At 64.3% G+C, this 14,051-nt stretch carries 10 protein-coding genes; 4 read left to right on the top strand and 6 right to left on the bottom strand.

All coding sequences use genetic code 11. The features are described 5' to 3' along the window. Positions 1 to 162 precede the first annotated feature (162 nt). Positions 163 to 1,656: an IMP dehydrogenase gene (gene guaB, locus ABIB95_RS04005; protein WP_063983796.1), complete on the bottom strand. Its 1,494-nt coding sequence runs from the start codon at positions 1,654 to 1,656 to the stop codon at positions 163 to 165. A 470-nt stretch (positions 1,657 to 2,126) separates the two neighbouring features. On the opposite strand from guaB, the gene ABIB95_RS04000 reads away from it, so the two are divergent. The 3 genes from ABIB95_RS04000 to ABIB95_RS03990 all read left to right on the top strand — a co-directional run bounded on the left by ABIB95_RS04000 (position 2,127) and on the right by ABIB95_RS03990 (position 5,412). Then, on the top strand, positions 2,127 to 3,617 hold the full coding sequence (locus ABIB95_RS04000) for an MFS transporter (RefSeq protein WP_354237979.1): 1,491 nt from the start codon (positions 2,127 to 2,129) through the stop codon (positions 3,615 to 3,617). Positions 3,618 to 3,790: 173 nt separating this feature from the next. Further along, positions 3,791 to 4,474, top strand: coding sequence for a VIT1/CCC1 transporter family protein (locus tag ABIB95_RS03995; protein ID WP_354237978.1), 684 nt, complete (start codon positions 3,791 to 3,793; stop codon positions 4,472 to 4,474). 83 nt (positions 4,475 to 4,557) lie between these two features. Beyond that, on the top strand, positions 4,558 to 5,412 hold the full coding sequence (locus ABIB95_RS03990) for a TorF family putative porin (RefSeq protein ID WP_354237977.1): 855 nt from the start codon (positions 4,558 to 4,560) through the stop codon (positions 5,410 to 5,412). A gap of 1 nt (position 5,413) precedes the next feature. Here ABIB95_RS03990 and ABIB95_RS03985 read toward each other — a convergent pair whose 3' ends face one another. From ABIB95_RS03985 to ABIB95_RS03975, 3 genes are all read right to left on the bottom strand, one after another. Further along, complete coding sequence (locus ABIB95_RS03985; RefSeq protein WP_354237976.1) at positions 5,414 to 7,165, bottom strand: hypothetical protein; 1,752 nt, start codon at positions 7,163 to 7,165, stop codon at positions 5,414 to 5,416. Positions 7,166 to 7,386: 221 nt separating this feature from the next. Continuing rightward, the gene (locus tag ABIB95_RS03980; RefSeq protein WP_354237975.1) at positions 7,387 to 8,079 is read right to left on the bottom strand and encodes an RlmE family RNA methyltransferase; all 693 of its coding nucleotides are present in this window, start codon (positions 8,077 to 8,079) and stop codon (positions 7,387 to 7,389) included. 1 nt (position 8,080) lies between these two features. Continuing rightward, positions 8,081 to 9,154, bottom strand: a complete 1,074-nt coding sequence (locus tag ABIB95_RS03975) for a Ppx/GppA phosphatase family protein (RefSeq protein WP_208086298.1) — start codon at positions 9,152 to 9,154, stop codon at positions 8,081 to 8,083. Positions 9,155 to 9,366: 212 nt separating this feature from the next. Between ABIB95_RS03975 and ABIB95_RS03970 the strand changes: the two genes are divergently transcribed. Further along, positions 9,367 to 11,739: a xanthine dehydrogenase family protein molybdopterin-binding subunit gene (locus ABIB95_RS03970; RefSeq protein ID WP_354237974.1), complete on the top strand. Its 2,373-nt coding sequence runs from the start codon at positions 9,367 to 9,369 to the stop codon at positions 11,737 to 11,739. Positions 11,740 to 11,794: 55 nt separating this feature from the next. Here the strand turns inward: ABIB95_RS03970 and ABIB95_RS03965 are convergent, their stop codons facing one another. Together ABIB95_RS03965 and ABIB95_RS03960 are read right to left on the bottom strand one after the other, a co-directional pair. Beyond that, positions 11,795 to 13,219, bottom strand: coding sequence for a DUF5107 domain-containing protein (locus ABIB95_RS03965; protein WP_354237973.1), 1,425 nt, complete (start codon positions 13,217 to 13,219; stop codon positions 11,795 to 11,797). 18 nt (positions 13,220 to 13,237) lie between these two features. Continuing rightward, positions 13,238 to 14,038 (bottom strand): hypothetical protein, encoded by an 801-nt coding sequence (locus ABIB95_RS03960; protein WP_354237972.1) that lies wholly within the window; start codon positions 14,036 to 14,038, stop codon positions 13,238 to 13,240. Between the last annotated feature and the right edge of the window lie 13 nt (positions 14,039 to 14,051).

Below are 14,051 nucleotides of genomic sequence, written 5' to 3'. Positions count from 1 at the left end.
AGCGGAGGGAAAGGAGCGCGTCAATACAAAAGCACACTCTCGCTGTCATCGCCCGCGAAGGCGGGCGATCCAGTATTCCGAGACGCCTGTGATTGAGCCGAGAAGCCGCGGCGTACTGGATGCCCCGGTCAAGCCGGGGCATGACAGCGGTGTGCGGAGCGCCTAACCCGCGCCAGGATAGTTCGGGCTCTCGCGCGTGATCGTGACGTCGTGGACGTGGCTTTCGCGCAGACCCGCGCCGGTGATGCGGACGAACTGGGCCTTCTCGTGCAGGTCCTTCATGTCCTTTGCGCCGACATAGCCCATCGCGGCGCGCAAGCCGCCGGCGAGCTGGTGCATGACGTTGCCGACCGGGCCCTTGTAGGGCACCTGGCCCTCGATGCCCTCAGGCACGAGCTTGAGCGTGTCCTTGATGTCCTGCTGGAAATAGCGGTCGGCCGAACCGCGCGCCATCGCGCCGACCGAGCCCATGCCGCGATAGGCCTTGTAGGAACGGCCCTGCCACAAGAACACTTCGCCGGGGGTCTCGTCGGTGCCGGCGAGCAGCGAGCCGACCATGGCGATGTCGGCGCCGGCGGCGAGCGCTTTCGCAAGGTCGCCGGAGAACTTGATGCCGCCGTCGGCAATGACGGGAATGTCGGACTTCTTTGCAGCTTCCACCGCATCCATGATCGCGGTGAGCTGGGGAACGCCGACGCCGGCGACGATGCGGGTGGTGCAGATCGAGCCCGGGCCGATGCCGACCTTGATGCAGTCCGCGCCCGCATCGATCAGCGCCTGCGCGCCCTCGGTGGTGGCGACGTTGCCGGCAACGACCTGCACGGAGTTGGACAGGCGCTTGATGCGATTGACCGCATGCAGCACGTGGCGGGAATGGCCGTGCGCGGTGTCGACGACGACGAGATCGACGCCGGCATCGATCAGGCGCTCGGTGCGCTCGAAGCCGGTGTCGCCGACGGTGGTGGCGGCGGCGACGCGCAGGCGGCCCTGTGCGTCCTTGCAGGCGAGCGGATGAGCGACCGCCTTCTCCATGTCCTTCACTGTGATCAGGCCGACGCAGCGATATTGCTCGTCGACCACGAGCAGCTTCTCGATGCGATGCTGGTGCAGCATCCGCCGCGCCTCGTCCTGGCTGACATTCTCGCGCACGGTGACGAGACCGTCATGCGTCATCAGCTCGGAGACTTTTTGCCGGCGGTCGGTGGCAAACCGCACGTCGCGGTTGGTGAGGATGCCGACCAGCTTGCCGGGCGTGTTCTTGCTCGCACCGGTGACGACGGGAATGCCGGAGATGCCGTGGTCGCTCATCAGCTTGAGCGCATCGTCGAGCGTGGCCTCGGGGCTGATGGTGAGCGGGTTCACCACCATGCCCGACTCGTAGCGCTTGACCTGCCGGACCTGGGCGGCCTGCCCCTCGGGATCGAAATTGCGGTGGATGACGCCGAGGCCGCCGGCCTGCGCCATGGCGATCGCCATGCGGGCTTCGGTGACCGTGTCCATAGCGGAGGCCATGATCGGGATGTTGAGCGGAATGGCGCGGGTGACGCGGGAGCGGATGTCGACCTCGCCCGGCATGACGTCCGACAGGCCCGGCTTCAACAGCACGTCGTCGAACGTAAAGGCTTCGCGAATGCCTTGAAGTTGCACCGTGGCCATCTGCCAACTCCTTCCTGCGGCCCTGCCGCAAATAGCTATGGATGAGCGCCGCCCTCAGCGTGCCTTGCGGCATCGCCGGAGAATCGGAGCCCATCGGTGGGGTTGACGCGGGTCGATAGCACGGCCACGCGACGAATCAAAGCAAATCGGACCGCCGGCCAGCCATGCACAGGCTTTTTAAGTAAATTCGGCGTGGATGGCCGGGCGGCGGCCACCCCTCGCCATTCCCCGGCGCGACGAAGTCGCGAGCCCGGAATCCATCCCGCAACAGTCTCTGGGGCCCGATGGATTCCGGGCCCGCCAAGGGGCACGCCCCGGAACGACGAGGGAGCGCGTGCACCCGCCGGCGAGGGTCACACCGTTGTAACGCAGGATTTAGGTGCTATGCGTTGATCCGCAATGGTCCCGGCGGAGCGGCGGTGATAAGCCGCAAGTCCACCTTTCCTTCTGATTTTCATTACCAATCCGTCATGGTCGACAAGCAACGCGTCATCCCGCTGATCGTGGCCACCGCTCTCTTCATGGAGAACATGGATTCGACGGTGATCGCCACCTCGCTGCCCGCGATCGCGGCCGACATCGGCACGAGCCCGCTGACGCTCAAGCTTGCCATCACCTCCTATCTGCTGTCGCTCGCGGTGTTCATCCCGGCGAGCGGCTGGACTGCGGACCGGTTCGGCGCGCGCATGGTGTTCGCGATCGCGGTCGGCGTGTTCATGGTCGGCTCGATCGGCTGCGCACTCTCGACCTCCGTCACCGATTTCGTATTCGCGCGCATCCTTCAGGGCATGGGCGGGGCGATGATGACGCCGGTCGGACGCCTGGTGCTGCTGCGCTCGGTCGACAAGAACGCGCTGGTCAACGCCATGGCCTGGGTGACGGTCCCTGCCCTCATCGGTCCCGTGATCGGCCCGCCGCTCGGCGGCTTCATCACGACCTATGCGTCATGGCACTGGATCTTCCTGATCAACATTCCGATCGGGCTGCTCGGCATCTTCATGGCCTTGCGTTTCATCGATCCGATCAAGAGCGAGACGCGGGAACCGTTCGATCTTTACGGCATGGTGCTCGCGGGCGTCGGCCTCGCCGGCATCGCGTTCGGTCTGTCCGTCGCCGGGCTCAATCTTCTGCCCTGGAGCACGGTCGCGGCCCTGGTCGTGGGCGGAGCGATCTCGATGACACTGTACGTCCTGCACGCGCGGCGGACGGGTTCGCCGGTGCTGGATTTTTCGCTGCTGAAGCTGCCGACGCTGCGCGCGGCCGTTTTCGGCGGCTTCATGTTCCGGCTCGGCATCGGCGCGCTGCCGTTCCTGCTTCCGCTGCTGATGCAGATCGGATTCGGGCTGTCGCCGTTCCATTCCGGCCTCGTCACCTTCGGCTCCTCGCTCGGCGCCATGGGCATGAAGACGCTGGCCGCGCGCATCATCCGCACCTTCGGCTTCCGCAACTTGATGACGGTGAACGCGGTCGTCAGCGCGTTCTTCCTCGGCGTCTGCGCGCTGTTCACGGTGACGACGCCGCTGCTCATCATCTTGGTGATCCTGGTGGTCGGCGGCTTCTTCCGCTCGCTGGAGTTCACCGCGATCAACACGGTGGCCTATGCCGACGTCGAGACCGCGCAGATGAGCCGCGCCACCACGCTGGTCAGCGTCAACCAGCAGCTCGCGGTCTCCGCCGGCGTCGCGGTCGGCGCGGCCTGCGTGGAAACGACGATGTGGTTCAACCATGTCAGCGAGATCGACGCCACCGTGTTCGCGCCGGCCTTCCTCGTGATCGCGCTGACCTCGGCGGCGTCGAGCTGGTTCTTCTGGCAGATGCCCGCCGATGCCGGCCACGAGATCTCCGGCCGCACGGCGGTGGAGATCGCCAGCCGCAAGGGGGCCGCAAAGAGCGCCGCGACCGCCGCCGTCAAGACGGCGACGGAGGATACGCAGGACGTGCGGGATCAAAGGTTGGGGTAAAGCGCTATCAGGCCCGAGCGACGTCGGTCAGAACCCGACGTCGTAAAATCGTCCACGATGTGGCGGGCACGGGCGGCCTCCGCCGGCCGGTCGGCCCAGCACTCGTGCCCAGCCGCCTTGACCTAGCTCAAGGAGCGAAAGCCGGACATGAGCCTCGATGACACCTGCAAACGGTGATCGAAGACCAAGCCATGGCTCTATTGGGACCGGATACTCCGTTCGGGGACGTACTTGATCCGATGGAACGGATCTCGGAGACTTTGTTCGGACTGATCATGGCCCTTACCTTCATCTGCTCGCTTGGTGTCGCGACCGGGACCAATATCAATATTCAAACAATGCTGATCGGCGCACTCGGCTGCAATCTCGCATGGGGCATCGTTGACGGCGGTCTTTATCTGCTGGCGCGCATCAATGACCGGGGAGACAAGGTTCTGACCCTCCGCGCGATACGGAAGGCGCCGGATCCCGAAGCAGCGCGCCGCATCATTGCCGACGCGCTGCCGCCGGAATTGTCGGCCATGCTGCCCGTAGAGCAGTTGGAATCGATGCGGCAACGGTTGCAACAATTGCCTGAGCCGGCCCCCGGTCCGGGGCTGACAAAGCGCGACTGGATCGGAGCGCTCGGCCTTTGCCTGCTGAGCTTCCTGTCGACCTTCCCGGTGGTCATCCCGTTCCTGTTCCTGAGCGACGCCAGACTGGCGCTGCGCGTCTCCTACGCCATCGCCATCGTGATGCTGTTCTGTTGCGGTTACGTCTTCGGGGTTCGTAGCGGGCTGCGGCCTTCATTGGCGGGACTTGCGATGGTGGCTGTCGGTAGTACGCTGGTTGGCATCGCGGTCGCTCTGGGAGGATGATCGACTTGCGGCGACACGAAACATCGTTTCGGGGTGCAAGCGGCGCCTTATTTGCCGCGCTGGCCGGATTATGGCTTGCACCCATGACCGGCGGTTTGGCGCTGGCCCAATCCTCGGCCGGGGCGCTCGGCCTCGGCAACCGCGGTTGGTCGGCGGCCGACACCACCCACGCAACGCCTGCCGACGAGCTCGAATTCAGCGCTCGCGCAGGGCTTGCATCCGACTACATCTATCGCGGGACCACGCTGTCCGATCATGGCCCCGCGGCCGGCGCCGCCTTCGAGACGAGATGGGGCCCGCTCTACGCCGGCACAACGGTCGCCACCGTCAAGCTGCCGACCCAACCGGCCGCCGAACTCACCTTTGCCGCCGGCATGCGCCCGCAGATTGCCACGATCGATTTTGATCTTGGGGCGACCTATTTCGCCTATCCCGGTGAAAGACTTCCTGGCGAGACCAACGGCATCAATTATTGGGAGATCGTTGTCCGCGGCGATCGACGCATCGGCGATCAGATCCGCGTCGCCGGCGGTTACGCCTATTCTCCGAACGTCTCGAACACCGGCGCCTGGAGCCAATATGTGGCGGCCGGCATCGGCTTCGACGTGCCGGAGCGGTTTCTGCTGAAGAACCTGACCGTGTCGTTCACCACCGCCGCCGGCTATTCCTGGTTTGGCGACCAGACCTCGCAACTCGGCGGCTTCCCGCTGCCTGCCTATCTCAACTGGCAGGCCGGCGTGACGTTCACGCACAAGGCGCTCAACCTCGATCTGCGCTACTACGACACCAATCTGTCGAAGGAAAACTGCTTCGTCTTTACAGGCGATCCAAATGCGCGGCCGGGCGGCCGCGCCAATCCGATCACCAACCCGGACGGCCTGGTCTCGAACTGGTGCGGCGCGACATTCGTCGCCAAGGTCTGGTTTGCGTTCAACTAACTTAGGGAACCACCGTCGGCGGCAATATGCGGTAGAGCACGACACCCAGCCCGAGCGCGTCGCCCGTCAGGACGAGCTTTCCGCTATTGATCGTTCGCTGCAGCAATATCCTCTGCAGGTTGGGATCGGGGTGGGTCGGATCGGAATAGAACTTCGCCAGGTTGCCGGTATTCGCATCGATCAGGTAGCGCTCAATCGTCGCGGTCGAGCCGTCGCTGAACGGCAGGTTGTCAACCTCAAGCGAAATCCCCTCCGGCGTCTCGGTCGAAATGTTATTGCCGAAGACACGTGTCGGATCATAGTTGTAGACCATGATGTTCGCGGTCGAGTTAGCGCCATCCCAGGTCGCGAACGCGTTGAGGTGGGAGCCCGCCCCGCCGGTGAGCGCAGCCTGCACCCGCTGGCCTGACATCTTGTTGTACATCTTGAAGAGGTTCGCGACCGGCTTCGGGTAGTAGTCGGCCGGCTTGTCGCCGTGCGGCACCTTGTGGAGCAGGCTGGCCTGGCCGAGGAAAGGTGTGATGTTCGGATCCCCCTGGCCGTCGCCGATAATGAGGTACGACCCCATTGATATCTTCTTTTTCACGGCTTCGGACAGGAACGCCGCCGTCCACGCCGCCCCCTTGTGCGAATAATTGACGTCAGTCGCCTCATAGGCCGTAGGGCCCCATTTCGACAGGAACAGTTTAACGTCGGGCATGTTGGCATTGTTCTTCTTCAAGGCGTCCAGCTTGGCCTTGGCCTTGTCGACCAGATTGTCGAAGAACGCGAAACCGCCGGTGCCGTCTGTCGAGCCGTAATAGTGGAACGAAAAACGATCGAGCCGCGCGTTGAATTTTGCCAAGTAGGTGTCTGCCAGCGGATTGAAGGTCTGGTCGAGGAAGACTTCCTCCAGCGTCGGAAGATTCTCCGCCGGATAATAGTTGAAGCTCAGTCCGACCAGGGCCGGCCCGGCCATTTCCAGCGTCTTGCCGTTATAACTCTGGTTGGCGGCGAGTTCGTTTCTGATGTTCACGATCGCCTGCGAGAAGACCTTCTGAACCGGCAAGAGCTGCCTGGGCAGACGGCGCGCATCGAGCCCGTAAGGGTACGACAAGGTCGGATCTTCGGCGTTGGACATCACGTGGGTCTGCAGCGGGGTCCACTGGTTGAGGACATACTTGGCCGGATCCATCCACCACAGCCAACGGCCCCATGACCCCAATGGCTTGAGCCTGTAGGCGGATGGATTGGTGTCACTCCAGTTCTTCGGGGCTGAATCGGCGATATCAGCCTCGTTGCTGACCTCGAAGATGACGGATGACGCCCCGCCGTCGAACGATTTCTTCGCGATATATCGCACGAGAGCGTTGGCGTATTTCTGGAAAAGTGCCGGAGCCGGCCCGTTCCGATTCCAACTCTCGCCAGGTCCGTATTGCACCAGGCGCGGCGGCATGAAGGCAGCGACCGCCACGTGAGGCGAGAGCCCGCGACCCAGGGCCCACTCAAGATGCCAGGCCAGAGGCTGGCAGTCGCCCGGATGGAAAACGCCGTCCTGCGTGTACCCGAACACATCGCCGGTCTGATCGACATCGCAATAGACATCGCTGAGCAGCAGGCGCGTCCGCTTCATGCCGGTATCGGTGATGATCTGGTTGAACTGGTCGAGAGCCTGCTCGGACGGGCTGTTCGCGCTCTGGTAGATCTTCTTGAGATCACCGAGATCGTCGTTGCCGCTGAGGCCGATATTGTAAGGCCTCTGGGTGCTGACCATGATCGACGTCCCTGCACGCGACGTCGTCGCCGAAGCAAAGCCGAGCGACGCCAACGCCAGAAAGGAGACCGAGGCAAGGGACAGGCGATGCTTGCAAACGCGCAAGCGTTGTCGATGAAGGCACGGCATGGATTGATCTCACCCGCTGAAATTGCAGATGATGGATCTATCAGCTCAAGATGTTATCGATGTGAATGTCATGCTCATGTGAGCGTGACACGTCAGCCCGGCTCCAGCTGCCCGCCGCGAAACCCCGTCGCCAGCACATAGCGCTCGGAGGAATCCTGCCTGCTGGCCGCGGGCTTCACATGCCGCACTGTCGCAAAATCGCGCTTGAGCTGGGCCAGCAGATCGGCGTCGGCGCCGCTCTGGAACGTCTTGGCCAGGAATGCCCCGCCCGGTTTCAGCACGTCGCAGGCGAACGCGGCCGCCGTCTCGATCAGGCCGACGATGCGGAGCTGGTCGGTCTTGCGGTGGCCGGTGGTGTTGGCGGCCATGTCAGACATCACGATGTCGGCGCCGCCCCCGAGCATCGCAGTGAGCTTCGCGGGTGCGTCGTTGTCCATGAAGTCGAGCTGCGCGAAATCGACGCCGGCAATCTCGGGCATGTCCAACAGGTCGATCGCGACCACCTTGCCCTTGCCGTCGACGGAGCCGACGCGCTTGGCGGCGATCTGGCTCCAGCCGCCCGGCGCAGCGCCGAGATCGACCACCGCCATGCCGTGTTTCAGCAGGCGGTATTTGTCGTCGATCTCGAGCAGCTTGAATGCGGCACGCGAACGATAGCCGAGCGCCTTCGCCTTGACGACATAGGGATCGTTGAGCTGCCGCTCCAGCCACAGCTTCGACGACAATTTGCGCTTGCCGCCGGTCTTGACCTGGACGTGCAAGCGGCCGGTGGTGTCCTTGGCCATCTCACCAGCTCCTGAGTGCGCCGTCCTCGCGCATCATCTCGACCAGCATGCCTTCGCGCAGGCCCCGGTCGGCGACGCGCAGGCGCGGCAGCGGAAAGGCGCGCCTGATAGCATCGAGGATGGCGCAGCCGGCCAGCACGAGATCGGCGCGCTCGACGCTGATGCAGCTGTTGTTGGCGCGCTCCTCGTAGCTCATGCCGAGCAGCTTGCTGATGGTCGCGGTGATGTCGGAATCGTTCATCCAGATGCTGTCGATGCGGCGGCGGTCGTAGCGCGCGAGGTTGAGATGGATGCCGGCGAGGGTCGTCACCGTGCCCGAGGTGCCGAGCAGGTGCATGTCGGCGAGATCGCCGCCGTGCGCTTCGGCGAACGGCGCGACGTGGTTGGCGACCTCCTGCTCCATCGCGGCATAGATTTCCGGCGTGACGTCGCGGCCGCCGAATTGCTCCGCCAGCGTCACGACGCCGAGCGGGATCGACATCCAGGCTTTGATGCGTGGCTCGGGATTTTGCGGATCGCGTTCGATCCGCACCAGCTCGGTCGAGCCGCCGCCGATGTCGAACAGGATCGCGCCCCGGCCCCGGGGGTCGACCAGCGGCGCGCAGCCGAGCACGGCGAGCGAGGCCTCGGTCTCGCGGTCGATCACCTCGAGCTCGATGCCGGTCTCGGCCGCGACGCGGCTGCGGAAGCCTTCCGCATTCGAGGCGGCCCGGCAGGCTTCGGTCGCGATCAGCCGCAGCCGCTTGGCCTTGCGCAAATTGATCTTGTCGCGGCAGATGCTGAGCGCGGCGACGGCGCGCTCGATCGCGGCCTCGCTGATGCAGCCGGTCGCCGAGACGCCCTCGCCGAGCCGGATGATGCGCGAGAAGGAATCGACCACGCGAAAGCCGTCGCTGGTCGGACAAGCGATCAGGAGCCTGCAATTGTTGGTGCCGAGGTCCAGCGCCGCATAGACGCCGGTTCCCGGCGCTTGCGCGACGACGGCCGGTTCGGGGGCCAACGCCACCGCCGCCATCGACCCCTCCAGCCCACCGTGCGGCGCATGGCCGTCGCGGAGCCGCGTGTGGTCATTCATACAAATTGTCTTTCCGCGGCCCGATGGGGCCGATCTGGAATTGCTTTTTCGCCTGAAACATTAGCAGCGCGGCAAGCCTGCGCAACAACGCATCACATGGGACCATGCCCATTCGTGCGTTGTCGTGAACGGGACCGTGGGTTATTTTTGGTTGGTCCGGTCCTCCAGGCGCCCCCCAAAACGCGCGATTGCCGGCTTTTCAGGTCAATTCCATGCAAGAACACACCAAATCGTCCACGCTCGAAAACGCTATTGCACTGCAAAAACACGGCGTCGGGCAGCCGGTCCGCCGCAAGGAAGACGATACGCTGGTGCGCGGCAAGGGCCGCTACACCGACGATTTCAACCTGCCCGGCCAGGCCCATGCCGTGGTCGTCCGCTCCACCCATGCCCATGGGCTCATCCGCGGCATCGGGACCGACGCCGCCAGGGCGATGCCGGGCGTGCTGGGGGTGTGGACCGGCAAGGACCTCGATGCCGCCGGCTACGGCCCCTTCACCTGCGGCCTGCCGCTGAAGAGCCGCGACGGCTCCCCCCTGCTCCAGACCAACCGGCAGCCGCTGGCGACCGACAAGGTCCGTTTCGTCGGCGATCCCGTCGCCTTCGTGGTCGCCGACACGCTGGCGCAGGCGCGCGACGCCGCCGAAGCCGTCGAGCTCGATATCGAGCCGCTGCCGGCGGTGACCGATCCCGAGGAAGCCGCCAGGCCCGGTGCGCCGCTTCTCTATGACCACATCCCGAACAATGTCGCGCTCGACTACCACTATGGCGACATCGACAAGGTGAACGCGGCCTTCGCCAGTGCCGCCCACGTCACCAAGGTCGACATCGAGAACACCCGCGTCGCCGTCGTCTCGATGGAGCCGCGCGTGGGGCTCGCCTCCTACGACAAGAAGACCGAGCGCTACACCATCCAGATGCCGACACAGGGCGTTGCGGGCAACCGCGCCAACCTCGCCAAGAACCTGAAGGTGCCGAACGAGAAGGTGCGGGTCCTCACCGCCAATGTCGGCGGCTCCTTCGGCATGAAGAACGTCAATTACCCCGAATACATGTGCATCCTGTACGCGGCCAAGGAGCTTGGCCGCCCGGTGAAATGGCTCGATGAGCGCTCGACCAGCTTCCTCTCCGACAGCCATGGCCGTGCGCAGAAAATCCATGCCGAGCTGGCGCTCGACGCCGAAGGGCACTTCCTCGCGGCAAAGCTTGAAGGCTACGGCAATCTCGGTGCCTACATCACCGGCGTCGCGCCGGGGCCGCTCTCGCTCAACACCGGAAAGAACTTTTCCAGCGTCTACCGCACGCCGCTGATGGCCGTCGACATCAAGACGGTGCTCACCAACACCACGTTGATGGGCGCCTATCGCGGCGCCGGCCGGCCCGAGGCGAACTATTACATGGAGCGGCTGATCGACCGCGCCGCCGACGAGATGGACATCAACCGGCTGACCTTGCGCAAGCGCAACTTCATCAAGCCGAGCCAGATGCCGTTCCCGGCCTCCTCAGGCGTGACCTATGACAGCGGCGACTTCCAGGCGGTGTTCAACAAGGCGCTCGAAATCTCCGACCACGAGAACTTCACCAAGCGCAAGAAAGAGAGCAAGAAGATCGGCAAGCTGCGCGGCATCGCCGTCGGCTCCTATCTCGAGGTCACCGCGCCGCCGAGCCCCGAACTCGGCAAGATCGTGTTCGATCCCGATGGCTCGGTGCAGCTCATCACCGGCACACTCGATTACGGCCAGGGCCACGCGTCCGCATTCGCGCAGGTGCTGTGCGCGCAGCTAGGGGTGCCGTTCGACAGCGTGAAGCTGGAGCAAGGCGACAGCGACATCGTCCACACCGGCAACGGCACCGGCGGTTCGCGCTCCATCACGGCGAGCGGCATGGCCATCGTGGGCGCCGCCAAGCTCGTGATCGAGAAGGGCAAGCGCGCCGCCGCGCACATGCTGGAGGCCTCCGAGGCCGACATCGAGTTCGCCGACGGCAGCTTCACCATTGCCGGCACCGATCGCAGCATCGACATCATGGAGCTCGCCAGGAAGCTGCATGACGGCAAGGTGCCGGACGGCGTGCCTGACAGCCTCGACGTCGACCATACCAGCGAACCGGTGCCCTCGGCGTTCCCGAACGGCTGCCACGTCGCTGAGGTCGAGATCGATCCTGATACCGGTGTGGTGCAGATCGTGCGCTACAGCGCGGTCAACGATTTCGGCACGGTGATCAACCCGCTGCTGGTCGCGGGCCAGCTTCATGGCGGCGTGGTCCAGGGCATCGGCCAGGCGCTGATGGAGCATGTCCGCTACGACGAGAGCGGCCAGCCGATCACGGGCTCGCTGATGGACTACGCGCTGCCGCGCGCCGAGGACGTCCCGAACATGACGGTCGGCGATCACCCGGTGCCGGCCACGACCAATCCGCTCGGCAGCAAGGGCTGCGGCGAAGCCGGCTGCGCCGGCAGCCTGTCGACGGTGGTGAACGCGGTGCTCGACGCCCTCTCCGACTACGGCATCAAGCACATCGACATGCCGCTGACCCCGGAGCGGGTGTGGCGTGCGATCCAGGATGCGAAGGGCAACGCGGCGTAGGGGGAGTTCCGCGATCGTGACAACGCCGGGGGATCGACCGGCATTCCGAAAGAGATCACTTGATCGCCGTTTCGGCGGCGATCAACTCCTTTCCCTCCGTGGTCGTGATCGTTAGCCGTATCTTTTCCCCGCTGCGGCCGTCGGCAATCGCTGCCGAAATGCGATTTCCGTTGTTCGGATCGGCGCTCACGACCCCGCTGAACAGAGCCGTGTCACCCTGTTTCAACGTGACAAGCAACGGGATGGCCGGTTCGACGCTGAAGAACTCGAGAACGGCGCGAGACGCCTCGGCCGAGAAATTGATGAGGATTTTCTCGTTCGCATGCGTCACGTTGCTCATGCCGACGGTCGGGCTGTAGGTTTCCGGAATCGACACCTCACTGCGTGCGGGAAAGTCTGCGCTGTGGAAAAACTGGTCTGACACGCCCGCCCATAATTCGACATACGGCCGCCACTCGTTCGGATCCTTCCGGGCGTCGGTTTCGCCGGTGAACGACGGAAACCCCCACGTCCACATCTTCAAGCCCCGCGTGAGGGTATTGTCCGCAATGCGAATAATTCCTTCTGCATTGTCATGGTTGATGACGCCCCAGAAATTCCCGCCCTGCATATCTGGCGCAGCATAGGCGATGCCCATCGTTGGCCAGTTCTTGAAGTAGCGCAGGTTTTCGAAGCGCCGCCTGCCCATACCCGCGCTCTCGTCGCCGTCTGCCAGATTGGTCGACCAGGCAGGCGTCGTGTAGGTTCGGATCGGCGCGATGATTTCGGCGCCGCCCGTTGCCCTGGGATTTTTCGGCTCCGATCCCGGAGCGAGCGTCGTGCACGTCCAGTACTCGTATCGGACAGCCTCGTCGTTCGGATTCTTCAGCACCACGCGCGCGTCGAGTGCGGCACGATCGGCCTTCAGCGTGACGTAGTAGTTCGCCTCGATGCCGGTCGCGCCCCTGAACTTGCTGGGCCGCGCGGAATAGTCGAAGTCATCCCGGAACGACATCACGACCGTGACTTCGTCGGCGCCCTCCTTCACCACCCGGAAAGTCCACGGCTTGAGCCACGTCTTGCCGTGCTCGGCATCCGGGAACGTTGGGAAGATTCCACCGTACACCATCAGCCAGTCGTAGTAGAAATTTCCGGCTTTCATGCCGTAGGGCACTCCGACTTCCGTTCGATAAAGCTGCTCGTGGCCGGTCGGCTTGTAGACCATGGAAAGAATACGCCCTCCGAACTCGGGCACGAGCGTCACCCTCAGATATCGATTCTCAAGCACGTAGGATTTGAAACTGCGTTCGACGATCATGCTTTTGTCGAGCGACCCGCTGACAAAGCCATTCTCCGCATCGACGGCGAACTTGACGGTGCTCCACGTCGTCGTCTGCTCGCTGAGCGACACACTATCGGACACCGGTGCGGCGGCATGCACGACGCAAATCGCCTGGAGCGACAAAAGGAGTGCTATTCCGAAACAAACGAGGGCGCGCAAGGAGACCTCAACTGGCTTTCAGGCCGCCGCCTGCTCGCGCGGCTGGTAGATCGCAGTATGCTGGCAGTGCGCCAGCGGCGTCGTGCCGTTGGCGACGACCAGCGCGTCGAGCTCGACGAAGCGGTGGCCCTTCTTCTCGTAGTTCGCGGTGACTTTTGCCCGCGCGGTGATCTCGTCGCCGGCGCGCGCGACTGACAGCAGCTGCATGCGGCTGCCGACATGGATCCACGGGCCCAAAATCGTGTTGTCGACGAGGACGCGGTTCATCACGCGCTGGATCAGGCCCGGATGGCCGAGCCCCTCGCGCGCGAAGATCGGATCGGCCTCCCTGATGTCGGCAAGATAGTCGGTCGCGTCCTGCCCGGCCCAGCGGCGCGGCATCGTGCCGAGCCACTTGCCGGTCTCGAAAGTCGCGGGGCTGACCGGCTTGCGTTCGGCTACGACCGGCACCGCCACATAGTCGTTCAGCGACACCACAGGCGCGGCCACCGGCAGGGAGGCCGTGCCCGTGGCACAGAGCTCGGTGCGGCTGAACACCTCGATCGTGAGCAGGCCGTTGTGCTCGGTCGCGTCGACATCGGCGGTCTCGCCGTCATAGACCGGCTTGATGAAGCGGGCCTCGACCAGCCCGCGCGACAGGAAATCGCGGCCCCAGCGCGCCACCGGCACGTGCATCATGTAGGCGAAGACATCGACGCCGGGGACCAGTCCGCCGGAAAAGCCGAAGCGGCGCGCCACCGTGTCGTCATGCATCTTGTTTTCGGACTGTTTGGCGGTGTTGTAGGCCTCGACGCGGTAGGTTTCGAGCCGGTTCGGCATGGCGGGCCTTTCC

The organism is Bradyrhizobium sp. LA2.1, assembly GCF_040547725.1.
Taxonomy (GTDB): Bacteria; Pseudomonadota; Alphaproteobacteria; order Rhizobiales; family Xanthobacteraceae; genus Bradyrhizobium; species Bradyrhizobium barranii.
The sequence above is the reverse complement of the archived record's forward strand: the minus strand, read 5'-3'. Positions and strand labels throughout refer to the sequence as shown.